Genomic DNA, 26140 nt, shown 5'->3' with positions numbered 1-26140 from the left:
TATGCAAAAGTTGTTAGAACTCTATAAACAATGGAAGGGGGAAGAGCCTGCTAACGTTCAGCAGATTCCTGGTGCCGGCAGCAACCGCACCTATTTCCGTCTGACAGACAGCGACGGGAAGAGCGTAGTGGGTGTCGTGGGCACCAGTCGTGACGAAGATCATGCTTTCATCTACCTGACGGAGCACTTTACACGGCGCAAACTCCCAGTCCCCAAGATACTGGCGGCATCTGACGACCAGTTGCGCTATCTGCAGACCGACCTTGGCTCGACCTCGCTCTTCGACGCCGTGCGTGGCGGACGAGAGGCTGGCGGACGTTACACGTTGAAGGAGCAGGAACTGCTGAAACGTACCATCCGTGAGTTGCCCAACGTGCAGATCCGCGGGGCGCGCGGCCTCGACTTCTCGAACTGCTACCCGCAGGCTGAGTTCGACGTGGACAGCGTGCTGTTCGACCTGAACTACTTCAAGTACTGCTTCCTGAAGGCAACGGAGATAGACTTCCATGAGCTGAAGCTCGAGGCCGACTTCCGACTGCTGGCCAAGGACCTGACAAACGACGAATACGAAGTGGGCGACTGCTTCCTGTATCGTGACTTCCAGGCACGCAACGTGATGCTGGACGGCGATGGGAGACCTTACTTCATAGACTATCAGGGCGGGCGCAAGGGACCGTATTATTACGACCTGGCCTCGTTCCTCTGGCAGGCTTCCGCACGCTATCCCCACAAGCTGCGCCGCGACCTGGTGTATGAGTACTACAACTCGCTGAAGGACTATACCGAGGTGCCTCCTGTGCGCCACTTCGCCAACCGCCTGTCGCTGTTTGTGCTCTTCCGCACACTCCAGGTGCTGGGCGCTTATGGCTTCCGTGGCTATTTCGAGCAGAAGAAGCACTTCATCGACAGCATACCGCCTGCCATACAGAACCTGCGTGAACTCCTGAACAGCTCTTCGCGGTTCGACTATCCTTATCTGATGGAGATACTGAAACAGCTGACAGAACTGCCGCAGTTCCAGCAGATAGAGGCCACGGCCAGTCGTGCCGACGGCTATAAGACCACAGAGCTGAACCCCTACAAGGCGCATCCGCAGGACGGACCCGCCACTTTCTCGAAGTACGATGCCCAAGGACCGCTGGTGGTGAAGGTGTATAGCTTCTCTTACGGCAAGGGTATCCCTCAGGATGAGAGCGGTAATGGCGGTGGCTACGTGTTCGACTGTCGCAGCACGCACAACCCCGGCCGTTATGAGCCATATAAGAAACTGACGGGACTCGACGAGCCCGTGATCCGCTTCCTTGAAGACGACGGGGAGATACTGACGTTCCTCGACTCGGTATATAAACTGGCTGATGCTCATGTGAGGCGCTACATCCAGCGAGGCTTTACATCGCTGATGTTCTGTTTCGGATGTACGGGTGGTCAGCACCGCTCTGTCTATTCAGCCCAGCATCTGGCTGAGCATATACATGAGAAGTTCGGCGTTGAGGTGCGCATCACCCATCGTGAACAGAATATCACACAGACCCTTGAGGCTGCGGAATAAGCATGCCGACGGGAAAAAAACAGGAGTTTTATTTGTGTAGATGGAAACTTTTGAGTAATTTTGCACGCCAAAGATGAAACAGGCGATGATTTTTGCCGCAGGGCTCGGTACAAGACTGAAACCGCTGACCGACACGATGCCGAAGGCACTCGTAAGGGTAGGGGGAGAGCCTCTGCTGTGGCATGTCATCATGAAGCTGAAGGCTGCCGGCTATGAGCGCATCGTTGTCAATGTCCACCATTTTGCACAGCAGATCGTCGACTACCTTCAGGCAAATCACAATTTTGATGTCGACATCCGTATCTCTGACGAGACGTGTGGACTGCTCGAAACAGGCGGAGGCATCAAGAAAGCGCTGCCGCTCTTCGATAAGGACAGTCCTATCCTGATTCATAATGTGGACATTCTGAGTAATCTTGATTTCGACTCGCTCATCGCTGCTGACAGCGAGGCGACACCCGACGCCCTGCTGGTGGTAAGTCAGCGGCAGACGAAGCGCTATCTGCTCTTCGACGACGAGATGATACTCGACGGCTGGACAAACATCGAGACTGGTGAGGTGAAGAGTCCGTATGCCGGGCTCGACCCTGACGATATGAAGCGTCTGGCCTTCAGTGGTATCCATGTGCTGTGGCCTCGCATATATCCCCTCTTCGCTGAGATGCCGGAGCGTTTCGGTATCATGGATTTCTATCTGAAGTACTGTCATCAGTTTGCCTTCATGGGTCTGGAGAAGAAAGACCTGCGACTCATGGATGTGGGCAAGCTCGACACGCTGGAACAAGCAGAAACATTCATTAAACAATTATAAGACTTATGCAACAGAAGATTATTATTTTGGATTTCGGCTCACAGACGACTCAGTTGATCGGTCGTCGTGTTCGTGAGCTGGACACCTTCTGCGAGATTATGCCTTACAATAAGTTCCCCAAGGATGACCCTTCTGTGATTGGTGTTATCCTGAGTGGCTCGCCCTACTCAGTACACGATCCGGAGGCTTTCAAGGTCGACCTGTCGCAGTTCGTAGGTAAGTTGCCTGTGCTGGGCATCTGCTATGGCGCACAGTTCATCAGCCATACCCTGGGTGGACGAGTTGAAAAAGCCGACTCTCGTGAATACGGACGTGCCAACCTTCAGACGGTTGACACTACTAATCCCTTGTTCAAAGGCTTCGAACAGCATTCACAGGTGTGGATGAGTCATGGCGACACCATCACTGCCATTCCTGAGGATTTCAAGGTAATCGGCTCTACGGCTGATGTGAAGAATGCTGCTTTCGCTTCTACCAAGCAGCCTGTATGGGCAGTGCAGTTCCATCCGGAGGTGTTCCATACGTTGCAGGGCAAACAGCTGCTGCAGAACTTCGTGGTAGACATCTGTGGCAGTAAGCAGGAGTGGAGCGCCGCTTCATTCGTTGACTCTACCGTGGCAGAACTAAAAGAGCAGCTGGGACAGGATCGTGTCATCCTGGGTCTCTCGGGTGGTGTCGACTCTTCGGTAGCTGCTGTGTTGCTGAACCGTGCCATTGGCAAGAACCTGACCTGTATCTTCGTTGACCACGGCATGTTGCGTAAGAACGAGTTCCAGCAGGTGATGGAAGACTACAAGGTGCTGGGGCTGAATGTGATTGGCGTGGATGCCAGCGAGAAGTTCTTCTCTGACCTGGCTGGTGTGACCGATCCAGAACAGAAACGTAAGATTATCGGCCGCGACTTCGTGGAGGTGTTCAACGCCGAGGCAAAGAAGATTACCGATGCCAAGTGGCTGGCTCAGGGCACTATCTACCCTGACCGCATTGAGTCGCTGAACATCACCGGTAAGGTGATTAAGAGCCACCACAACGTAGGCGGACTGCCTAAGGAGATGCATCTGCAGCTCTGTGAACCGCTGAAGTGGCTGTTCAAGGACGAGGTGCGTCGTGTAGGACGTCAGCTGGGCATGCCTGAGCATCTGATTACACGTCATCCCTTCCCTGGTCCCGGTCTTGCCGTTCGTATCCTCGGTGATATCACGCCTGACAAGGTGCGTATCCTTCAGGATGCCGACGATATCTATATCCGCGGACTCCGTGAGTATAAGGTACGCCTCTCTGGCGAGGAAGCACGTAAGGTGCTGGCTGCCGGGGTGCCTGCAGAGATGCAGGATGGTGAGATCGAGGTGTCGCTCTATGATCAGATCTGGCAGGCTGGCGCTATCCTTCTGAGCACTGTCCGCTCGGTAGGTGTGATGGGTGATGAGCGAACTTATGAGCACCCCGTGGCTCTGCGTGCCGTAACCTCTACCGATGCGATGACTGCCGACTGGGCTCATCTGCCTTATGACTTCATGGCTAAGGTATCTAACGAGATTATTAATAAGGTGCGTGGTGTGAACCGCGTTTGCTACGATATCTCTTCAAAACCACCCGCAACAATCGAGTGGGAATAAGTAGAACCCCTTTATCCTGATGCTTATGGACAAAGTGTTTTATATCTCAGAGAAAGACAAGGAGATGATGCGCGAGGCTATCCGTCTGGCCAATGAGAGCGTGAAGAACGGCGGCGGCCCCTTCGGGGCTGTGGTCGTGAAGGATGGTGAGATTGTGGCTGGTAGTGCCAATAGTGTTACCGTCGACAATGACCCTACGGCTCATGCCGAGGTGAACGCCATTCGCAAGGCGTGCAGGAAACTGGGCACGTTCGACCTCACTGGCTGCACGATCTATACCTCATGCGAACCATGTCCCATGTGTCTTGGTGCCATCTACTGGGCACACATCGAGCGTATCTACTATGGTAACAACCGTAAGGATGCCCGTGAGATCGACTTTGCCGACGATTTTATCTACGACGAAATGGATAAACCGCTGGAGAACCGCAGTGTTCCTATCATCCCCATGCTTCGTGATGAGGCGCTGGAAACGTTTCGTCTGTGGAGTGAGAAAACGGATAAGGTAGAGTATTGAAAAAATAATAGCCTCACCAGTCGGTGGGGCTATTATTATATAAATAAGGTATAAGGGCTTACTTGTTCTTCAGCAAGTCGCGGATCTCTGCCAGCAGCTCTTCCTGTGTAGGACCTGCGGGTGCCTCGGGAGCGGGCTCTTCATTCTTCTTGTTGAGTTTGTTCATACCCTTGATCATCAGGAAGATACAGAATGCGATGATAACGAAATCGATGACACTCTGAACAAACTGTCCGTAAGTGATATTGGCATCGCCGATGGTGGCCTTCAAACCTGTAAAGTCGATACCGCCAGTCAAGATACCGAGGATAGGCATCAGGATGTCGTTTACCAGACTTGTAACAATCTTACCAAACGCGCCGCCGATGATAACACCGACTGCCATGTCCATTACATTGCCCTTAACGGCAAACTCTTTGAATTCCTTAATAAATCCCATAACTTTTAATGTTTAATAGTTAATGATTAATATTTATTGTTTATAGAATTGTAATCTGCATTTTGCAATCTCAAAAGTATACTTCTCTCCGAAGTGCCAATGTTGACTAATTTGTTCTGTTTAATCTTATTTAAGACAGAAATCTGATGCAAATATAGGTTTTTTTTTGTAACTTTGCACACGAAAAAAGAAAAAAGTGCATTTTTTGCGCAAAATAGTTAGTAAATTAGGTATAAACCCTTTAAATATTTAAGTAAAAATGACAAAAGTAGCAATTAACGGTTTTGGCCGTATCGGTCGCCTCGCATTCCGTCAGATGTTCGAGGCTGAAGGTTATGAAGTAGTAGCTATCAACGACTTGACAAGCCCCAAGATGCTCGCTCACCTGCTGAAGTATGACACAGCACAGGGTGGTTTCTGCGGTAAGTTCGGTGAGAACAAGCACACTGTAGAGGCTGGTGAGGACTTCATCGTAGTTGATGGTAAGAAAATCACTATCTATGCTATTCCTAACGCTGCTGAGCTGCCTTGGGGTAAGCTGGACGTAGACGTTGTTCTGGAGTGCACAGGTTTCTACACATCTAAGGAGAAGGCTTCTGCTCACCTGACTGCTGGTGCTAAGAAGGTTGTTATCTCAGCTCCTGCTGGTAACGATCTGCCTACTATCGTTTACAATGTAAACCACAAGACTCTGACTCCTGCTGACACTGTTATCTCAGCTGCTTCTTGTACAACCAACTGCTTGGCTCCTATGACCAAGGCTCTGAACGACCTGGCTCCAATCCAGAGCGGTATCATGACAACTGTACACGCTTACACTGGCGACCAGATGATCCTCGACGGTCCTCAGCGCAAGGGTGATGTTCAGCGCGCTCGTGCTGGTGCTCAGAACATCGTTCCTAACTCAACTGGTGCTGCTAAGGCTATCGGTCTCGTTATCCCCGAGCTGAACGGTAAGCTGATCGGTGCTGCTCAGCGCGTTCCAACTCCAACTGGTTCTACAACTATCCTGCACGCTGTTGTTAAGGGTGATGTAACTGTTGAGAGCATCAACGCTGCCATGAAGGCTGCTCAGAACGAGTCATTCGGTTACACCGAGGAGAAGCTCGTTTCTAGCGACATCATCGGTATGAAGTTCGGTTCACTCTTCGACGCTAACCAGACCATGGTAAGCAAGATGGAGGACGGTAACTCACTCGTACAGGTTGTTTCTTGGTACGACAATGAGAACTCTTACACTTCTCAGATGGTTCGCACCATTAAGTACCTCGCTGAGCTGAAATAATATTAGCCCATATAGGTAAACCATGAGCCACTCGATTTTATATCGGGTGGCTTTTTTTTGTGCTTTTTTTTGGTTATTCGCTCACTTATTATTATCTTTGTCGCCGAAATGAGACTAAAGACGTTTTTCTGGTATATCCTTTTGACCCTGTTGCTGCCTTTGGAGGCTCTGGCCGCTGATGGCAGTAAGGGCGAACTACTAGCGAATGAGGCCGATAGCCTGTACAGTCTTCAGCAGTATGCAGAGGCTCAGAGGGTGGCTACTCAGGCGCTTAATGCCATGCGTAGTGAGCGTAATGCCGAGGGCGAGGCCGATTGCCTGAACCTGTTGGCAATTATCAATATCCGTCTTGGTGATTTCAATGAGGCAGCTAAGTATGCAAAGCAGTGTTATGTGCTCGATGAGAAGTCGGGCGATCCTGATGCTATGTCGTCAAGCCTCAATACGTTGGCAGCTATCTATATGTCAATGCGCCAGCCTAAGGAAGCTGAAAAATATGTTCTCAAGGGAATAGAGTATTCTAAGAAAGCCGACAATCCACAGCGTCTGGCCATACTGCATGGCATGGCTTCTGAGGTGTACCACTACCTGAAGCAGGATGAGCGCTCTTTGCAGTATGCCACCATGGCTTATGAGATGGAGCAAAAGCTGGGCCGTAAGGATAAGATGGCAGTCCGACAGGCTGAACGTGCCAGTGCCTTGATTGCCCTGAAACGTCATGATGAGGCACGTAAGGCGCTCGATGAGGCCATCCCCGGGCTACGTGCCAGTGGTAACATACACTCATTAGGTATCGCCTGTAATCAGATGGGACTGATGCTGCATAACGAAGGCAACGACGCTGAGGCTGTTACTTATTTCAATGAGGCCTTGAACATTTTCCTTGCCCAGCATGACCTCTACAATGAGGCTATGAGTCGTCAGGGACTTTACGAATCGCTTCGCCACACCGATCCGGATAAGGCCATGGAGCATAACGACCGGTATATGGCGCTTCGTGACTCGATTTATGATAAGGATACTGGTGAACTGCTGACCAAGTATGCCGTTGAGTATGGTTACGACCAACTTCAGGCCGAGAACATCAGCCTGCTTCAGATGCGTCGTATCTATCTCATCGTTGGGGTCATCATGCTGCTGGCTCTCCTTGGGTTTGGTCTGTGGCGCAGTCGTCGTGATCGTCTGCGCATGCAGGAACTCATCCGCCAGATAGAGAATATGCGTATTGCTGAGGTGGGCGAGGTTGAACCACAAATAAAAGAGGAGACTGAGCAGAATTCTCAGGAGGACGTAGCCACTGAAGATCGTCTCTTTGTCATGCGTCTTGTTCAGGTGGTCAACGATGGTCTCTCTACAGGTCAGTATGGTGTCGAGGCTGTTGCCTCGGAGATGAATATGAGTGTGCAGACTTTCCGCCGTCGTCTGATGAGTGTTACAGGCGAGTCGCCCAAAGCCTTCATCTCAGCCATCCAGATGGAGCGTGCCGCCAAGCTCCTGACCGACAATCCTGATATGTCTATCGCCCGTGTAGCCACCCTTTGTGGCTACGACGAGACAAATTCCTTTGGCCGCTCTTTCAAGCGTGCCTATGGCGTGACTCCCTCACAATATCGAGGACAGTAATATTTTCTGTCTTGCGGAAAGTCTGTATCAGATATTTCCGCAAGGAAGATTGAAGACGTCGGCTACGGCTTTGTAAACCACTTTCCCCTCTACAATGTTAAGTCCTTTGGCCAAGGCGGAATCGTCTTTGCATGCCTGTTGCCAGCCCTTGTCGGCCAGAGCAATGGCATAACGCAGGGTCGCATTGGTCAGGGCAAGGGTAGAGGTGTTGGGTACAGCGCCGGGGATGTTTGCCACGCAGTAGTGTACGATGCCTTCTTCAATATACACAGGGTCGCTATGGGTGGTAGGTCGTGAACTTTCGAAGCATCCGCCTTGATCGATGGCAACGTCGACGAGTACTGTGCCCGGTTCCATGAGTTTCAGCATCTCGCGGGTGATGAGGTGGGGAGTCTTGTCGCCTGGTACGAGTACGCTGCCCACGATGATATCCACTGTAGGAAGCATCTGTCGGATGTTATGCTCAGAGGAGTAGATAGTATGAACATTGGCAGGCGTCTCGATGTCAAGCTGGCGCAGACGGGGCAGGGATATATCGGCGATGGTCACATCAGCTCCCAGGCCAGCCGCCATCATTGCGGCTGCTTCGCCAACCACGCCACCGCCTAAGACAAGCACCTTGGCAGGACTCACACCTGGTACACCGCTAATCAGTTTACCCTTGCCACCTTTGGTCTTCTGCAGGTAGTATGCACCATTGAGTGTCGCCATGCGACCGGCCACCTCGCTCATGGGCTGTAACAAGGGAAGTGAACCGTTGGGCAATTGGACGGTTTCGTAGGCCAGACAGACAGCCTTACTCTTGAGCATGGCCTCAGTCAGTTCGCGCTCACAGGCAAAGTGGAAATAGGTGAACAGCAATTGACCAGGGCGAACGAGCTCGTATTCTGGTTCGATGGGCTCTTTCACCTTCACAATCATGTCGCACTCACGATACACTGCCTCGATGGTGGGCAGTATGCGGGCACCGGCCTTGATATAGTCGTCGTCGGAGAAGCCACTGCCTTCGCCTGCTGTGTGCTGCACACTCACTTCATGACCGCGACGTGATAATTCTGCTACTCCCGCAGGGGTCATGCCCACGCGATTTTCGTTGTTCTTAATCTCTTTTGGAATTCCTACTTTCATAATGATGCTGGTTTTAGTTAATTGAATATTTTCTGCAAATATACAATTATTTCTCTTCCATTGTACTCGAAAGACCTGTTTTTTATTCGTTTTAGGGGGTAATATGGCAGTTTGGAAGATTTTGCAGGGTGTTTTGGAAGAAAATGTTCACATGATGTAAAAAGTTTCTTTGTATCTTTGCAGCGATATAATCTTTAGCCATAGATATAAATAGCTAAATGCAAAAGAAGACGGATCGACAAAAGCAAGCCAGACAACTGGCAACAGACTATCTAGGTTTTCTGATGGACCAAGAAAGACTCGTCAGACGGGTGGTTGATGAACGGGTGGCAGAACTGCAACCTGAGTTAGAAGCCCTCGTCGACGAGCGAATCCGTCAACAGTTGAAAAAGCATAATAAATAAATCAAACCATATTAATAACAAAATTAAAAACTTAAGAGAGAGATGAAAAAACAAAGTAACTTTTTGAGACTGGCTATGGCCGTTGCTTTACTAATAGCAGTGAATGTCAACGTGATGGGCGACACGCTTCGCAAGGGTGGCAGTGTGGTAGGTAAGATTGAGTCGAATGGTGACGTGCGCCTTAATGGTTCCATCGTGGGCCGGTTCGAGTCAAATGGTGATATCCGTGTTGGCGGCTCCATCGAAGGCAGGATTGAGAACAATGGCGACATCCGCAAGCGCGGCTCTATCATCGGTAGAGTAGAGTCGAATGGTGATATCCGTCTTGGTGGTTCCATTGTCGGAAAGGTTGAGAATAACGGCGATATCCGAAAGAATGGTTCTATTATCGGTAAGGTAGAGCAGATGACCAATAAGCGTCGCGTGGCCGTGATGTATTTCTTCGGATTCTTCAAACTATAGCTGTATTCATTGACATTTGATCATATTAACTTAATACATTAAAATTATGGCTTATACAGAAACATCTACTACTGGGTATGGTACTCGTGTGGGCAATTCGTTCAGGGCTATTGGCAGTGGCCTGCTGTTATTCGTACTTGGAACGGCATTATTGTGGTGGAACGAAGGACGTGCCGTGAAAACAGAGAAGATGCTTAACGAGGCAGGGAATGCCTACGTGGAAATGGAGAATCCTAACAAGAAAGACGCATCGCTGGAAGGGGAATTGATCTGTGGTACGGCGATGGCTACTACGGAAGACTCGCTTATCGATGCTCAGTTTGGCATTGGTGCCAAGGCGATAGCCATGCATCGTACAGTGGAATACTACCAGTGGGTAGAGCATGCCCAGGAGAAGAGTGAAGACAAACTGGGTGGTAAGGAAGTAACCACAACAACCTATACATATTCAAAGGAGTGGGTGAGGCGTCCTATTGACTCGAGTCAGTTCAAGGATCCTGCCTATCAGAAGAAGAATATGGTGCTCACTACTGTTGAGGATGCTGAACAGTATGCCGAGAATGTATCGTTTGGCGCCTATAAGCTGAGTGAGAGCCTGATTCACCAGATATCTTCGGACGAAGGTATGGAACTGGCCATCAGCGAGGATCTGCTGAAGCAGTTTGATAAGGCTGCTCAGACAGCCTATGAGCGCTTCTATGGCGTCGTCAAGAAACAGCAACCTGTTCAACAGCAACAGCCTGTTCAGCAGTTGCTTATCCCCGATTCCGTCAGGGCTTTGCTCTCTGATTCAGCCAAGGCGGTGATTGATTCTATTCAGGCATATAACGACTCTATCAAGGCTGTTACAGACAGTCTGATGGCTAATGCCGAAAACAAAAAAGATCTGGCGTATATCCATCAGGCAGGAAATGTGCTTTACTATGGTCGTGTGCCAGGTTCTCCTGAGGTTGGTGACGTTCGCGTGACATTCGAGAAGGTGGTACCTGCCAAGGTGACTGTGATGGCTGTGGTAGATGGCGACAGCTTCAAGCCGTTCAAAGCCAAGAACGGTAAGCGTTTCCAAACACTGGTGATGGGAAAAAAGAGCGGTGATGAGATTATCGACGCAGCTAAAGAGTCGAACAATGCCCTGCTCTGGATATTCCGTTTGGTTGGCATCCTGATGGTGATTGGCGGATTGAAGGGCATCTTTGGCTTCCTCTCGACGATTCTCAAGGTGGTTCCTTTTATCGCGAATATCTTTGGTTGGGGCATTGGTATTGTATGCACGGTTATTGGTATCGCATGGAGTCTTATTATCATTGCCATCGCATGGCTGTTCTATCGTCCTCTGCTTGGCATCACTCTCCTGGCTCTGGCAGGTTTCCTCATCTGGGTATTTGCCTTTAAAGGCAAGGATAAACTGAAGGAGCTGGCCGCTAAGGCTAAACAGAAAGGTTCGGCAACAGCTTCTGTGACAGAAGTGTAAATCAGAATAACGTTTATGAAGAAGATAGTATTATCAATGGTATTGTGTCTGTGCGTCCTCTGTGGCGCTCAGGCACAGACCATTCTGAATAACAGCAAGTGGTTTGACGGTGCTGTACTCTTTACCGCAAAAGTGGTGGGTAACAGTGTCACGATGAATGGCGTAAGTAATCATGAGGGTGGATTCGTATTCCATCTGACAAAGGTTGCCGACAAGTCTGGTGAGTATATTCTCACTGGTACTGATGAGGAGGCTGAGGCTCTTCGTGCTAAGGTTGGCTGGAGGGTGCAGTATATCCGTCAGGAGGGTATGTACTTTCTCGTCGTGCGTAATCTCAAGGGCGACGCAGTGTGGGAGATGACGTTGACGCCTGATAATCTGGAGAATAGTCTCGCTTTTGAACGATATATGGAGCAGCAACCAGTGAGTGAGCAGCTTGCCAATTGTCTGCTGAACACAACTTATCTGGCCCGATTCTCTAAGGAAGAGTTACGGTTGATGCGCAACGAGATTCTTGCCCGTCATGGCTGGAAGTTCCAGTCGAAGGACCTTCAGGAGCATTTTGGTGCCCAGCCTTGGTATAAGCCAGGTAGTAACAATAAAGACATTCGGCTTAATATCATTGAACAATTGAACATTCAGCTTATCAAGAGCGAGGAGCGGGTACCTGATGAAGAGCGTGGCTATTTCCCCAAGCCAGAGGACTTTCCTGGCGGACTTGCCGATGATGGGCGTGGTCCTGACGAGCTCGATGGTGAGGAGGTCAGTGTGGTCTACAATGAAGCCGGTTTTATTGCTAATCTGCGATCGAACCATATCGTGCAGATTGCTGACAATGTGCACCTGAACCTCTCTCGTATTCTTGAGAACGAAGAAGAGTTTAATGGTCGCGTTGGAAGGCGCTGGACTGCTGATGCCTCAGCGATTGTCAGTAAGAGCCCTCTGGTAGTGAGTGAGAGTGTGTTTGACGGACAGCAGCTGGCTCTTGTCAATATGAGTAATCTTATTATCAGAGGTGGAAAGAATTCAAGTATAGAGGTAGACCCCCGCTATTCTTATTGTCTTTATTTCATAAACTGTGACCACTGTGAGGTGCAGAACCTCACCATCGGCCATACAGAAGGCGGCTATTGCTCCGGAGGTGTTATCGGCGTGAATGGCGGACGACAGAACGTGGTGAAGGATTGCGACTTGTATGGCTGTGGGACATACGGACTCGACCTCATGGAAACCACTGATTTCGCAATGCTTAACTCTAACGTCCATGATTGTACCTATGGTATCATGCAGCTGCGCAGTTGCATGGCTGTCAGGTTTTCCGATTGTGACTTCTTTAACAACCGTGAGTTTGCACTCGTCGAAGGATGGGGCAACGAGGGACTGTCGTTCTCTGACTGCCGCTTCTTCGCAAATTGGGGCGATGCACCTCTTTTTGATCTCGATAATACCTTCTATCTGATGAGATGTGAGATATATCACCCCATACAGAATCTTGGCAGCATCGACATATCTGAGCAATTGCAGGGGAAAACTAAATTTGTGGATAATCCGCTCGACACGAGTATTAAGCCCCGAGATGTCGGCCCCAGATAATTCCAGAATAACGTAAGGTAGAAAATAAAGATATTCTTTTGGCATGGATATAAATGACTTTAAGGAGATGATGGGTAAAACGCTCAAGGGCTGTGGCTGTCTGAGTATAGGTTTCGTTGTGCTGTTGATCGTTGTCGGTATCTTTGTTGATGACGAAGAGCAGAAAGATACAGCTAATGAATCCGTGCAACAGACAGAACAGGTGGAGAAGAATGACTCCGTCGTCGTAAATGAACCGTTGGAAGGTGATCCTTATGCCGAACTCGACGAACTCATTGGCTTGGGTGATGTGAAGAAAGAAGTGCGCTCACTGGCCAACTTCGTGAAACTGCAGAAACAGCGTGAGGCACAGGGACTGAAAACTGCCAAGGTGTCTTATCATCTCGTGTTTTATGGATCGCCAGGTACTGGTAAGACCACTGTGGCCCGTATCGTGGGACGTATCTACAAAGATCTTGGTGTGTTAAAGAAGGGACATACGGTAGAGACCGACCGTGGCGGATTGGTGGCTAAGTATATGGGACAGACGGCACTTAAGACGGATACGGTCATTCGTCAGGCTCTTGATGGAGTACTCTTTATCGATGAGGCATATTCACTTGTTCCTGAAGGAGGCAACAGCAACGACTATGGTCAGGAGGCTATTTCAACGCTGTTGAAACGTATGGAAGACTATCGTGACCGACTGGTGGTGATTATTGCCGGCTATAAGGATGAGATGAAGCGTTTTATCGACTCTAATCCCGGACTTCAGTCGCGCTTCAATCGCTATATCGATTTCCCTGACTATTCTGGTGGAGAACTGACTGAAATCTTCAAGATGTATATGAAGAAGAATCAGTATGTCCTGGCCGATGGTGCCGAAGCTTTTCTTAAGGAACAGTTCAATGATGTCGTGGCTCATAAAGACCGAAATTTCGGTAATGCCCGTTTTGCCCGTAATGTGTTTGAAAAGAGCATTCAGCAGCAGGCTAACCGCTTGGCAGGCGAATCGAACCTTAGCAAGAAACAGCTGGTGGAACTGACTGTCGAGGATCTGAAGGGTGGCTTCTCTGTCAGGTCACGCATAGGACAAAATTAATATTATATAATTTAAGGTGTATGAAAAGAAACATCCTGCTGATTGTTGATACGCAGAATGGTTATGTGGGTTTCGAAGAATCTGAGATGGGGGAAAACAGAATGGTCATTGAGTGCTGCTATTGGAATTATGCCGATAGAAAGCACAAGCTGGTGGCTGTTTCTAATGACTATTACCAGAACGGACAAGCCATTGCCGGACAGTATACTGGTGTTACATTTTATAAATACGACAATACCACCCGTAAGATGAGAGTGGCTTCTGCTGTGGATTTAGGTCTGGAGTTCGATGCTCCTCCTGGCACATTTGCTACGACGCATAGTCTGCCTCGTCGGGGAAAGACCATTGCCTACACCTTCTACGTACCTGCTGGAAAGATTGAGAAGCGTATGACATGGAATGGTAATGAATTCATAGCAGGAAGTAAATAAGGATATAATATCAAAAAACTGGCTGTCTGATTTTGTCGGACGGCTTTTTTTATGTATCTTTGCAAACGATATGCAGAAGATGATAACGATACTTGGACCCACTGCTTCAGGAAAGACGCCTGTCGCAGCTCACTTGGCAGCAGAGATTGGTGGCGAGGTTATCTCGGCCGACTCTCGTCAGGTATATCGTCGGATGGATATCGGAACAGGAAAGGACTTGGAAGACTATGTCGTTGACGGTCAGCCGATTCCTTACCATCTGATAGATATCCGTGAGCCGGGTACGAAATATAATCTTTTTGAATATCAGCAGGATTTCTTCGATGTCTATGAAGCAATACGGCACCGAGGTACAGTGCCTATTCTCTGTGGAGGTACAGGACTTTATATCGAAGCCGTACTGAAAGGTTATAAGCTGTCGCCTGTTCCTCAGAACCAGGAACTTCGCGATAGGTTGGAAGGCAAGTCGCTGGGCGAACTTACTGAGATGCTTGTAGGTCTGAAGGCGCAGAGCGGTTCTAATATGCATAACAAGACCGATGTGGACTCGTGTCAGCGTGCCATTCGTGCCATTGAGATAGAGACTTACAATCTGGAGCATCCTACGCCTCGGCGTGAATTACCGTCAGTGGATTCGCTGATTATCGGTATTGATATCGATCGTGAACTGCGGCGTGAGAAGATCACCCGTCGCCTGAAGTCTCGTTTGGAGAACGGTATGGTTGATGAAGTCAAGGCCTTGCTCAATGAGGGTATTCCTGCAGAAAACTTGATTTATTACGGACTGGAATATAAGTTTGTGACGGAGTATCTGACAGGGCAGTCCACTTATGATGAGATGTTTACCCGTCTGGAGATTGCTATCCACCAGTTTGCCAAACGTCAGATGACGTGGTTCAGGGGAATGGAGCGACGGGGCTTTGTGATTCATTGGATAGACGCGACCCTCCCGATGGAGGAAAAGATAAATAGTATTAGGCAATTATGGCAGTAGAAACAGGAAAGTGGGGCATCTTGTATTGTCCAAAGGCAGGTGCCACCAACAAACGTAAACGTTGGGAGAAAATCCAGAAAGTGCTCGATGAGCGCGGGGTTAATTATGACTTTGTGCAGAGCGAGACGAGTAATAGTGTGGAACGTCTGATGAAGATGATGATATCTAATGGCTACAAAACCATTGTCATTGTTGGAGGCGACTCTGCGCTGAACGATGCCGTAAACTGTCTGATGATGGAAGAAAAGGCTGTTAGAGACAGTATTGCTCTAGGTGTTATTCCCAATGGCGTGATGAATGACTTTGCACGTTTCTGGGAATTCGATGAGTATAAGGTTGAACAGACCGTTGATTGGCTTGTCCAGCACAGAGTGCGCAAGGTCGATCTGGGCTGTATCCGTTACTCTAATGCCCGTGGAGAGCGGTGTCATCGCTATTTCCTTAACTGCGTCAATATCGGTATGACGGCTGATATCATGAATCTGCGCCGTCAGACCCGTCGCCTGTTTGGTTCGCGTACCTTGTCTTTTGTTTCGTCACTGTTTGTCATGCTCTTCCATCGTATGGAGTATAAGATGAAACTGAAGATCAATAGCGATGTAATCGACCGTAAGGTGATGACCGTTTGTATTGGTAGTGGTCTTGGGTATGGTCAGACACCTAATGCCGTACCTTATAATGGCATGCTTGATGTCTCGGTGGTCTATCACCCAGAGGTGGTTCAGCTTATTGAAGGACTATGGCTCTTGGTGACTGGCAGGTTCCTGAATCACCGCAGTGTGCACCCCTACCGCACGAAAGAAGTATTGGTGGAGTCGGCTAAACATGCCATGGTTGGCGTTGATGGACGACTGATGAAAACACCTGTAGGAGCCTTCAGTGTCAATGTTGAATTGGAAGTGATTAATTTCCTGATTCCCGCATAAAAAAGCTGGCAAGTTACTGAAACTTGCCAGCTTTTGCTTAAATATTTGTTAAATATCGGGAATTCCTTTGCCACTTGCTTGAAAATACCTACCTTTGGGGAATTAAAGACTAATGTATTACTATTATTAAAATACCTTTACAGGAACTATGAGTTATTTACGATTAGAAAAAGCCGTGATGACAAACCTGCAGGAGAGTCTTCGTCGTGAGTTCCTTAGGACCAACCGATCTGGCGCTTATAGCAGTTCAACGCTGGTTGACTGTAATACGCGTAAGTATCATGGTCTGCTGGTTGTACCTGTACCGGAACTCGACGATGATAACCATGTGCTCTTGTCCTCGCTCGACTGTACGGTCATCCAGCATGGAGCAGCATTCAACCTGGGGCTGCATAAGTATCAAGGCAATAACTTCAGTCCTAATGGACACAAGTACATTCGTGAGTTTGATGCCACGACTGTACCTACGACAACCTATCGTGTCGGTGGCGTAGTGCTGAAGAAGGAAGTGATTTTCCAGCATTATGAAGACCGTATTCTCATCCGTTATACATTGGTAGAGGCTCATTCTGCCACAACCTTGAGGTTCCGTCCTTTCTTGGCGTTCCGTTCCGTTCGCCAGTTTACTCATGAAAACAACACGGCCAGCCGTGAGTTCAGTCAGGTCGACAATGGCATCAAGACTTGTATGTATGCCGGATACCCTGACCTTTACATGCAGTTCTCAAAGAAAAACGAGTTCATATTCCAGCCCGACTGGTATCGTGGCGTGGAATATCCCAAGGAGCAGGAACGTGGTTATGCTTCTAATGAGGACCTCTACGTACCGGGCTACTTTGAAATGCCAATCGAGAAAGGCGAGAGTATCATTTTCTCCGGATCGACTTCGCAGATAAAGACTTCGAGCCTGAAGGCTCTGTTTGATGAAGAGGTTGGCGAGCGTGTGCCTCGTGATAACTTCTATCATTGTCTGGTTACTGCCGCTCATCAGTTCCATAAGCGTGAGAAGAACAACGACCGTTACTTGTTGGCTGGCTATCCTTGGTTCAAGTCGCGTGCTCGCGATACATTCATTGCTCTTCCGGGATTGACGCTCTCTATTGGTGAGGTCGATTATTTCGAGAAGGTTATGAAGACCGCAGAGAAGGCGCTTCGTGAGTTTATGGACGAGAAACCCGTTACAGGAAAGTTGTATGAGGTGGAGCAGCCCGATGTGCCCCTTTGGGCTGTCTGGGCCATGCAGCAGTATGCTAAGGAGGTAGGTCGCGACAAGTGTTTTGAGATGTATGGCAAACTGCTTCAGGACATTGTACGTTTCATTCTGGATGGTAAGCATCCTAACCTTCGCCTTGACGAGAATGGCCTGCTTTACTCTAATGGTCGTGATAAGGCTGTCACTTGGATGAACTCAACAGCTAACGGGAGGCCTGTTGTTCCCCGTTCTGGCTATATCGTAGAGTTCAATGCCCTTTGGTATAACACGCTGAAGTTCTGCGCTTCAATGGCAGCGGAGAAAGGCGATGTCAAAGGTGCTGAGAAAGTTGAGGCCATTGCTGCCAAGGTGAAGGCTTCGTTTGTTGATACGTTCGTTAACGAATATGGATATCTGCTCGACTATGTAGATGGAAATATGATGGACTGGAGTGTACGTCCGAACATGATCTTTGCCGTAGCGCTCGACTATTCGCCGCTGAACCAGCAGCAGATGAAGAGTGTGGTGGATATATGTACACGTGAACTGCTGACACCAAAGGGACTGCGCTCGCTCTCACCGAAAAGCGGTGGCTATAACCCCATTTATGTTGGGCCGCAGACGCAGCGTGACTACGCTTACCATCAGGGCACTGCCTGGCCTTGGCTGGGAGGCTTTTATATGGAAGCCTGTCTGAAGCTTTACAAGCGCAGTCGTCTCAGCTTCATCGAGCGTCAGCTGGTGGGTTATGAGGACGAGATGGATTATCATGCTATTGGAACTATTTCTGAGCTGTTCGATGGTAACCCGCCATTCAACGGGCGCGGTGCCATGTCGTTTGCTATGAACGTTGCAGAGATTCTCCGTACATTACAGCTCATGGATAAGTATTCATATCAAAAATAAGGAGGATAGACTATGAAAGTATTAATGTTTGGATGGGAGTATCCTCCTCATGTGTTCGGTGGACTCGCCACAGCTAATTACGGTATTTCCGAAGGACTGAAAGCTCAGGGCGATATAGAGACGGTGCTGTGTCTGCCTCATCCCTTCGGCGATGAAAGTCAGCATGCCTGTCGTATCGTAGCCATGAATGCTGTGCCCATAGCTTATCGCGATGTCAGTTACGACTATGTGAAGCAGCGTGTAGGTAACATTATGGATCCTGATTACTATTTCAAACTTCGTGAACATATCTATGCCGATTTCAATTATATGAATGTGAACGACCTCGGTGCTATGGAGTTTGCCGGGGGCTATCCTGGCAATTTGCACGAGGAGATCAATAACTACTCTATTATCGCTGGTCAGGTGGCTCGCGCTGAGGAGTTCGATATCATCCATGCTCACGACTGGCTCACCTTCCCTGCCGGTATCCATGCCAAGCAGGTGAGCGGAAAGCCGCTCTGCATTCATGTTCATGCTACTGATTTCGATCGCAGCCGTGGTAAAGTTAACCCCACAGTTTACTCGATAGAGAAGAACGGCATGGACTGGGCCGACTGTATCATGTGTGTGTCGGAGCTGACACGTCAGACGGTTATCAACCAGTATCATCAGGATCCTCGTAAGTGCTATACGGTTCATAATGCCGTATACCCGCTGCCGCAGGAATACCAGGATATTCCCCGTCCTGACCATACTGGTAAGGAAAAGGTGGTTACCTTCTTAGGCCGTATTACCATGCAGAAAGGACCCGAGTACTTTGTTGAGGCTGCCACGATGGTGCTTCACCGTACCCGTAACGTGCGTTTCTGTATGGCGGGCTCTGGCGATATGATGGATGCCATGATACAGCTTGCCGCTGAGCGTGGCATTGCCGATCGCTTCCATTTCCCGGGCTTCATGCGTGGCCGACAGGTTTACGAGTGCCTGAAAGACTCTGATGTATATGTTATGCCTTCTGTAAGCGAACCGTTTGGTATCTCGCCATTGGAGGCTATGCAGTGCGGAACGCCTACTATCATTTCAAAGCAGTCGGGCTGTGCTGAAATTCTCGACAACTGTATCAAGGTTGACTACTGGGACATCCACGCGCTTGCCGATGCCATTTATTCTATCTGCCACAACGAGTCGCTCTTCCAGTATCTCAAGGAGGAGGGTAAGAACGAGGTCGATCAGATAACGTGGGAGAAGGTGGGGCGCTGGATACGCACGCTCTATAGAAGGACTTTGGGATGGGAAGAATAAAAGGTAAAAAAGTAAAAAGGTAAAAAAGTAAAAGATATGAAAACGATTTGTTTATATTTCGAGATACATCAGATTATTCATCTGAAGCGCTACCGTTTCTTCGATATCGGTACCGATCATTATTACTACGACGATTACGAGAACGAGCGTAGCATCACCGACATTGCCGAGCGTAGCTATATGCCAGCCCTCAATACCCTCCATGACATGATCAAGGAGAATGGTAAGTTCTTCAAGGTGGCATTCTCTCTGTCGGGTACTGGCATCGAACAGTTGGAACTGCATGCCCCGCAGGTGATTGAGAAACTGCAGGAGATGAACGATACGGGTTGTGTGGAGTTCCTGGCCGAGCCTTACAGCCATGGTCTGTCTTCACTGGCCAACCCCGAGACTTTTGCGCTCGATGTGAAGAAGCAGGCTGCCAAGATTGAAGAACTCTTTGGCAGGAAGCCAACCGTAGCTCGCAACTCTTCGCTCATCTACAGCGATGATATCGGTGCTCAGATTGCAGCCTTGGGCTTTAAGGGCATGCTCACCGAAGGTGCCAAACATGTGTTGGGCTGGAAGTCGCCTCATTATCTGTATCACTGCAATCAGGCTCCCAACCTCAAGTTGTTGCTGCGTGATATTGAGTTGAGTGATGATATCTCTCTGCGCTTTAACAACTCAGAGTGGGATGGCTATCCTCTCTTTGCTGACGCTTATATCGATCGTATTGCCAGAATGCCTGAAGAAGAGCAGATCATTAATATCTTCATGGAACTGTCTGCCCTGGGTATTGCCCAGCCGCTTAGTTCCAACATTCTCGACTTTATCCGTGCACTGCCTGCCTGCGCCAAGGCAAAAGGTATCAACTTCATGACGCCTACTGAGATTTGCAAGGCCTGCAAGAGCGTCAGTCAGCTTGATGTGCCCGATACGCTGTCGTGGGTCGATGAAGAGCGCGATGTCAGTTCCTGGCTTGGTAACGCTATGCAGCACGAGGCATTTAATAAACTTTATAGCGTAGCCGATCGCCTGCGTATTGCCGATGACCCCCGTATCAATCAGGACTGGGATTACCTGCAGGCAAGCAACAATTTCCGCTTCATGACCACCAAGCCTTCTAACGTTGGTCTTGACCGTGGTATCTATAGCGGCCCGTTCGATGCTTTCACCAACTATATGAATATCCTGGGCGACTTCATCAACAGGGTGAATGCACTTTATCCGCTCGATATTGATAATGATGAGCTCGAGAGTCTGCTCACCACCATCAAGAACCAGGGTGATGAGATTGAGATGAAGGACAAGGAGATTACTCGTCTCAAGGCTCGTTTAGAGAAACTTGAGAGTTCAAAGCCTGCTAAGGCCGAGAAGAAACCAGCCGAGAAGAAGCCGGCAGTCAAGAAGGCTTTAGCCAAGAAGACTGCTACCAAGAAGGCTGGGGAAAAGAAGTAGTCATTCCTATACAGACTATAAGCAAGCCAGTCCGCTTAACAGAATGTGGACTGGCTTTTGTTTTATCAGAAAATAGGGTTGGAATATCAAATAATATGGTTATTATTAGTCGGGAATGACTAACTTTGCACGCATAAACTACTGAATTAGATATGAAGATACAGCAGATTGTGCTGGGCGCAATGCTATCGGGGATGATTTCCGGTTGTGCCAGCAAGAATGAGATGCCTTGTGGAAGTGAAGGCCCCCATTACAACTTAACGAAGATGAATATCGAACATCTCGATCGTGGTGTCGTTGCCATTCCCCAAAAGGGAAAGGTCATTCTCAGTTGGCGAACGCTGATGTCGGATAGGGTAGGAGAGCCATACGACGTATACCGTAACGGTCAGAAACTCAACAAGAGTCCATTGACGAAGGGTGGTACCTTCTTCATCGATGAGCAGCCTTTGAGTGGTGGTGCCGTCTATGAGGTGCGAGGAGGTGGCAGAAAAGGAAAGTACGTCCTAGCAGCCGATGCCCCCGAAGACTATCTTCCTGTGAAACTTCAGAAACCTGCTGACGGCGTAACCCCTGACGGGCGTTCTTATAGTTATACTGCCAACGATGCCTCGGTGGCTGATGTCGATGGCGACGGAGCATATGAGATTATCCTGAAGTGGGACCCCACCAACGCTCACGACAATGCTCACGATGGCTTTACTGGTCCTACGCTTTTCGATTGCTATCGTCTTGACGGCACACTGCTTTGGCGTATCGATATGGGAATCAACATTCGTAGTGGTGCCCACTACGTACCTTTTATTATATATGACCTTGATGGCGACGGGTGCGCAGAGTTTATTGTCCGTACTGCTGACGGCACCCGCGACTCAAAGGGCCGTGTCATAGGTGATAGCCTTGCCGACTATCGCTATCGTCCGCAGCCCGATGCTCAGAATCCCACACCCGAGAAGGAGTGGGGTAAGTATAATCGTCAGGAACGACCCATGACAGGCCGCATCCTTGCAGGTCCGGAATTCATTAGTGTGTTCAACGGACTCACTGGCGAGGTGATGGACTCCAAACCCTATATCCCTGAGCGTGGCAATCTGATGGACTGGGGCGACAGCTATGCCAACCGCTCCGACCGTATGCTGGCTGGCGTGGGCTACCTCGATGGCAGACATGCCTCTGCCATCTTCTGCCGAGGCTACTACACCCGTACTGTGATTGCGGCTTGGGATTGGGATGGACATGAACTTCGTCAGCACTGGGTGTTCGATACCGACAATCCTGAGTGGGCCAGCTATGCAGGACAAGGAAATCATAACCTGCGTGTGGCCGATGTCGATGGTGATGGCTGTGACGAGATTACCTACGGCTCGATGGCTGTCGATCATGATGGCCGTGGACTCTATAACACAGGCATGGGGCATGGTGATGCCATCCATCTGATGGCCTTTGACCCCCGGAGCACACGCCTTCAGGTGTGGGATTGTCATGAGAACCGTCGCGACGGCTCAGATCTCCGCGATGCCGCCACAGGTAAGGTGATTTTCCAGGTACCTTCGAAGAGCGATGTAGGCCGTTGTATGGCAGCTGATATCGATCCTGCTAATCCTGGACTTGAGATGTGGAGCAGTGACAGTCATGGCATCCGTAATATCAAGGGCGAAGTCATCTATTCAGCACAAGACCCCGACGATCCCCAGCACCAGCAGCATCTCATACTCAACGGGCGCCACCTCTCGGTCAACTTTGGCATCTGGTGGGATGGTGACTTGTTGCGTGAACTGCTCGACCGCGAAACCGTTTCGAAGTACGACTGGACCAATCATGCTATCATCGATGTAGTGAGATTCCCTGGTGTGGTGTTCAACAACGGCACCAAGTCGAATCCATGCCTGTCGGCTGATATCCTGGGCGACTGGCGTGAGGAGGTGATAGCACGCACGCCTGACAGCAGTGAACTGCGTATCTTTGTATCGCCCATCCCTACCGACTACCGCATCAACTGCCTGATGCAGGACATTCCCTATCGTCTCTCAGTGGCAGCTCAGAACGTAGGGTATAACCAACCCTCAGAACCCGGTTTCTATCTGGGGCCTGACAATACCGTTAATCCATTCCTGAAATAAAAACGTTATGAGAACAAGAATCATATTCCCTTCGCTCTTTTGTCTTTTTACTCTTTTCACCTTGTCTGGAAGAGCGCAGATCAACGATAACAACACACCGCTCCATCTCATGAAGCCCGCTTACAAGTTGGGCTATGGTATTCCGACGGCCGAGAGCGTGAAACAGACCATGGACCGTGTACTCCGCTATATCGATGCAGAGACCCCGGCTCTGCTGGTAGATAAGTCAACGGGCAGAGAGGTGAGTCTGAAGGATTTCGATGCTGATACCCAACTGAAGCAGGGCGGCTTCCGCCTTACCAGCTATGAGTGGGGCGTCACCTACTCTGGTGTGCTGGCAGCTTACGACGCTACGGGCGACGAGACTTATCTCGCTTATGTCACCCGTCGCCACCAGCTGTTGGCATCTCTTTTTCCTGTAGCCCAGGAGGTGTATGCCAAGCATAAGACCATTGATGTGAATATCCGCAGGGTCATCGATCCGCATGCCCTCGACGACGCAGGAGCCGTATGCTGTTCCATGATCAAGTCGTTGCTCAGGGATGCCAAACAGCCTCTGCGCCCACTCATCGACAATTATGCCGACTATATCATGAACAAAGAGTATCGTTTGAGCGATGGCACCTTTGCCCGCCTCCGTCCACAGAAGAATACCGTGTGGCTCGACGATATGTTTATGGGTATTCCTACCGTGGCTTATATGGGGCGTCTCACTGGCGACGGTGGGTATTACGATGAGGCTGCCCGTCAGGTGCTTCAGTTTGCCAGTCGTATGTGGGTTCCCGAGAAGGGACTGTTCCGTCATGGTTGGGTGGAGTCGATGGATCCTCATCCCGCCTTTTTCTGGGGACGTGCCAACGGTTGGGCCATCCTGACGATGTGTGAGGTGCTCGACGTGTTGCCGCAGAACCATCCCCAGCGTGCTGACATCCTGAGACTGCTCAAGGCTCACGCCACCTCTCTGGCAGCACTCCAGCATCATGACGGCTATTGGCATCAGTTGCTCAACCGCAGTGATACCTATCTTGAAGCCTCTGCTACAGCCATCTATACCTATTGCTTGGCTCATGCTGTTAATCAAGGCTGGCTCGATGCCAAGGCCTTCGGACCAGTAGCGCTTCTTGGCTGGCAGGCGGTGAATGCTTCTGTCAATGAGAATGGACAGGTAGAGAATGTATGTGTAGGTACAGGCATGGCTTTCGATGCAGCCTTCTACGCCTATCGTCCTGTTCACGTGATGGCTGCTCATGGTTATGGTCCGACCCTCTGGGCTGGAGCCGAGATCATCAAGTTGATTCAGACCCAGCATCCTAAGATGAACGACAGTGCCGTTCATTTCTACGATCAGGAGGTAGATACCGATAAGTCTATCTTCAATTACGACGGCAGTCTCAGGTTTTAATCGGCGATGCCACTTCTTGGCGTGTAGTGGTTATGCCCGTTGTCAGCGAGTCGTATTCGTCTATCCGCTCCTGAAGTCGTTTCTTCAGGTCAGACAGCAGATAGAGTCCGTCGTCATTGGCGGTTAGTCCCTCCAGTCGCAGACTGTACACAGCAGGTGGGTTCTCTAGTGTCAGCAACTGAAGCTGCCGCAGTTGGTCTACACTCTGATAGCAGAGGTTCAGGGCTGCATATTCCTTGCCGTCGGTTCCGAGCCATTTCTCCACAACGAGTTTACATCCTATGGGTGTCTTCTGTTCTATGGCCCCTTTCAGCTCATAGTCACTCACGCCTAAGGCAGCCAGCACACTGGCGATGTTGGAGTCGTGACCGCAGAGAAACGTAAAGTGGCGCCCCTCAGTCTGCAGCTCGGTCAGCATCTCCTGTAAGAGCGGATGAGCCGCGTTGACGGCTATCAGGGGAGCGGTAAACAATACCTCGCCATACCTGCTCAGAATAGAGGCCAGCTTCTTCCAGTCTTCTTCATTCAGGTTTTCTCCGAAGGCTGCCTTCTGTTTGTCGGGCTCTTCATAGTATTGCAATACTAAAGCGTCGGCAGCCGAGCACGCCAGCTTCAGTCCGCCCGTCATGCCAGGCTCTTTGTTCAGTTCCAGTTTCACTACCGTGTCGTCGGTCTTGAAGTTGCAGGTGTCACCCTGCTGGCAGGCCATACTCCGACTGATGTCGAGCACCTGCTCCAGTAGCGCGTAGCTGGCACTCATCTTCTGTCCAATACCTGCCATCTCGCCATTGCCGAAAAGCTCGGCAATCTGTTGTAGTGCTCGCTCACGATAGTCATCGCTCACGGTAGTCAATTGTGGTGTAAAAACAGGGTCCATCGTCCCCACATCGTAATGGTGCTCGATGGCGATGTTGGCCACGGGCAGCATGCCCGACGAGAAGTACTGTGCTGTGGCGATGGTGCGCTGCATGGAGTTGGCATAGAAACGTATGGTCCCTTCGGCTGGTGTCTCGTTCTCTTTCATCAATCCCTCGTCCACGAGCCATTTGCGGAAGTACTGTCCCATCATCGTCTCCAGCACGCCGCCTCGTAGCGACAGTTCGCTTGGTGCCGATGACCAGTCGAACCATTCGTGGGGTGTGATTCTGCCAAGTGCCGATTCGGGCCCCGACAGTGGAGATCGTATGTTGTGACGACTCAGTACCACCGCTTCTGTCAGCGTGTAGCGACTATGAAAATCCTCTGTTCTTTGCAACTGAGCCCAAGTCTCTGTTGCGCTGCTGCACCATAAAGTCAGGATGGCAGCCAGTATCCATTGTCTTTTTTGTTTCATTGGTCCTTAGATGTTTCTGACCACAAAGATATGAAAAAAAATAGAATATGGTATGTTTCTTCTTTTTTTTTCGTAACTTTGCCATCAAAGATGGCGAAATTACTCCGTCTCGGCAAAAAAAGGAACGAGTTCC

Annotated in this window: 22 protein-coding genes; 19 read left to right on the top strand and 3 right to left on the bottom strand. The window is 49.7% G+C overall.

Annotated features, from left to right (window positions below; genetic code table 11):
• Position 1 precedes the first annotated feature (1 nt).
• From BMX82_RS03440 to BMX82_RS03425, 4 genes are all read left to right on the top strand, one after another.
• A complete protein-coding gene (locus tag BMX82_RS03440; RefSeq protein WP_091766072.1) occupies positions 2-1549 on the top strand; it encodes a RapZ C-terminal domain-containing protein in 1548 nt (515 codons plus the stop codon).
• A gap of 73 nt (positions 1550-1622) precedes the next feature.
• Positions 1623-2360, top strand: a complete 738-nt coding sequence (locus BMX82_RS03435) for a nucleotidyltransferase family protein (RefSeq protein ID WP_036913321.1) — start codon at positions 1623-1625, stop codon at positions 2358-2360.
• 5 nt (positions 2361-2365) lie between these two features.
• Positions 2366-3976 carry a glutamine-hydrolyzing GMP synthase gene (gene guaA / locus BMX82_RS03430; RefSeq protein ID WP_036913318.1) on the top strand — a complete coding sequence of 537 codons (1611 nt, stop codon included), beginning with the start codon at positions 2366-2368 and terminating at the stop codon, positions 3974-3976.
• Between the two features lie 25 nt (positions 3977-4001).
• A complete protein-coding gene (locus BMX82_RS03425; protein ID WP_036913730.1) occupies positions 4002-4493 on the top strand; it encodes a nucleoside deaminase in 492 nt (163 codons plus the stop codon).
• Positions 4494-4551: 58 nt separating this feature from the next.
• Here BMX82_RS03425 and mscL read toward each other — a convergent pair whose 3' ends face one another.
• Positions 4552-4932, bottom strand: coding sequence for a large-conductance mechanosensitive channel protein MscL (gene mscL / locus BMX82_RS03420; RefSeq protein ID WP_091766069.1), 381 nt, complete (start codon positions 4930-4932; stop codon positions 4552-4554).
• Positions 4933-5191: 259 nt separating this feature from the next.
• Between mscL and gap the strand changes: the two genes are divergently transcribed.
• Together gap and BMX82_RS03410 are read left to right on the top strand one after the other, a co-directional pair.
• Positions 5192-6217 (top strand): type I glyceraldehyde-3-phosphate dehydrogenase, encoded by a 1026-nt coding sequence (gap, locus tag BMX82_RS03415; protein WP_027451058.1) that lies wholly within the window; start codon positions 5192-5194, stop codon positions 6215-6217.
• A 108-nt stretch (positions 6218-6325) separates the two neighbouring features.
• Positions 6326-7840, top strand: coding sequence for a helix-turn-helix transcriptional regulator (locus BMX82_RS03410; RefSeq protein WP_091766066.1), 1515 nt, complete (start codon positions 6326-6328; stop codon positions 7838-7840).
• A 27-nt stretch (positions 7841-7867) separates the two neighbouring features.
• Here the strand turns inward: BMX82_RS03410 and ald are convergent, their stop codons facing one another.
• Positions 7868-8968 (bottom strand): alanine dehydrogenase, encoded by a 1101-nt coding sequence (gene ald, locus BMX82_RS03405; protein ID WP_091766063.1) that lies wholly within the window; start codon positions 8966-8968, stop codon positions 7868-7870.
• Positions 8969-9186: 218 nt separating this feature from the next.
• On the opposite strand from ald, the gene BMX82_RS03400 reads away from it, so the two are divergent.
• The 13 genes from BMX82_RS03400 (at position 9187) to BMX82_RS03340 (ending at position 24674) form a co-directional block, all read left to right on the top strand.
• The gene (locus BMX82_RS03400; RefSeq protein ID WP_036913307.1) at positions 9187-9372 is read left to right on the top strand and encodes a hypothetical protein; all 186 of its coding nucleotides are present in this window, start codon (positions 9187-9189) and stop codon (positions 9370-9372) included.
• A gap of 42 nt (positions 9373-9414) precedes the next feature.
• Positions 9415-9834: a bactofilin family protein gene (locus BMX82_RS03395; protein WP_143058301.1), complete on the top strand. Its 420-nt coding sequence runs from the start codon at positions 9415-9417 to the stop codon at positions 9832-9834.
• 46 nt (positions 9835-9880) lie between these two features.
• Positions 9881-11305, top strand: coding sequence for a TMEM43 family protein (locus BMX82_RS03390; protein ID WP_091766060.1), 1425 nt, complete (start codon positions 9881-9883; stop codon positions 11303-11305).
• A 15-nt stretch (positions 11306-11320) separates the two neighbouring features.
• Positions 11321-12898: a YARHG domain-containing protein gene (locus tag BMX82_RS03385; RefSeq protein WP_091766057.1), complete on the top strand. Its 1578-nt coding sequence runs from the start codon at positions 11321-11323 to the stop codon at positions 12896-12898.
• Positions 12899-12941: 43 nt separating this feature from the next.
• The gene (locus BMX82_RS03380) at positions 12942-13979 is read left to right on the top strand and encodes an AAA family ATPase (protein ID WP_081911148.1); all 1038 of its coding nucleotides are present in this window, start codon (positions 12942-12944) and stop codon (positions 13977-13979) included.
• A gap of 20 nt (positions 13980-13999) precedes the next feature.
• The gene (locus tag BMX82_RS03375; RefSeq protein ID WP_091766054.1) at positions 14000-14410 is read left to right on the top strand and encodes a hypothetical protein; all 411 of its coding nucleotides are present in this window, start codon (positions 14000-14002) and stop codon (positions 14408-14410) included.
• A 79-nt stretch (positions 14411-14489) separates the two neighbouring features.
• Positions 14490-15404, top strand: coding sequence for a tRNA (adenosine(37)-N6)-dimethylallyltransferase MiaA (gene miaA / locus BMX82_RS03370; protein ID WP_177172008.1), 915 nt, complete (start codon positions 14490-14492; stop codon positions 15402-15404).
• Positions 15395-16330, top strand: a complete 936-nt coding sequence (locus tag BMX82_RS03365) for a diacylglycerol/lipid kinase family protein (protein ID WP_036913294.1) — start codon at positions 15395-15397, stop codon at positions 16328-16330. The genes miaA and BMX82_RS03365 overlap by 10 nt, the downstream gene beginning before the upstream one ends.
• A 148-nt stretch (positions 16331-16478) precedes the next feature.
• A complete protein-coding gene (locus BMX82_RS03360) occupies positions 16479-18428 on the top strand; it encodes a glycogen debranching enzyme N-terminal domain-containing protein (RefSeq protein ID WP_091766051.1) in 1950 nt (649 codons plus the stop codon).
• Between the two features lie 12 nt (positions 18429-18440).
• A complete protein-coding gene (locus tag BMX82_RS03355; protein WP_036913290.1) occupies positions 18441-19712 on the top strand; it encodes a glycosyltransferase family 4 protein in 1272 nt (423 codons plus the stop codon).
• Between the two features lie 36 nt (positions 19713-19748).
• Positions 19749-21152, top strand: coding sequence for a glycoside hydrolase family 57 protein (locus BMX82_RS03350; protein ID WP_091766048.1), 1404 nt, complete (start codon positions 19749-19751; stop codon positions 21150-21152).
• Positions 21153-21376: 224 nt separating this feature from the next.
• Positions 21377-23272, top strand: coding sequence for a rhamnogalacturonan lyase (locus BMX82_RS03345; RefSeq protein ID WP_410524400.1), 1896 nt, complete (start codon positions 21377-21379; stop codon positions 23270-23272).
• Positions 23273-23279: 7 nt separating this feature from the next.
• A complete protein-coding gene (locus BMX82_RS03340; RefSeq protein WP_091766045.1) occupies positions 23280-24674 on the top strand; it encodes a glycoside hydrolase family 88/105 protein in 1395 nt (464 codons plus the stop codon).
• Here BMX82_RS03340 and BMX82_RS03335 read toward each other — a convergent pair.
• Positions 24664-26007, bottom strand: coding sequence for a histidine-type phosphatase (locus BMX82_RS03335; RefSeq protein ID WP_091766042.1), 1344 nt, complete (start codon positions 26005-26007; stop codon positions 24664-24666). The genes BMX82_RS03340 and BMX82_RS03335 overlap by 11 nt on opposite strands.
• Between the last annotated feature and the right edge of the window lie 133 nt (positions 26008-26140).

The sequence above is a fragment of the Prevotella sp. khp7 genome (genome assembly GCF_900109055.1).
In the GTDB taxonomy this organism is placed as follows: domain Bacteria; phylum Bacteroidota; class Bacteroidia; order Bacteroidales; family Bacteroidaceae; genus Prevotella.
This window is presented reverse-complemented; position numbering and strand designations above follow the sequence as displayed.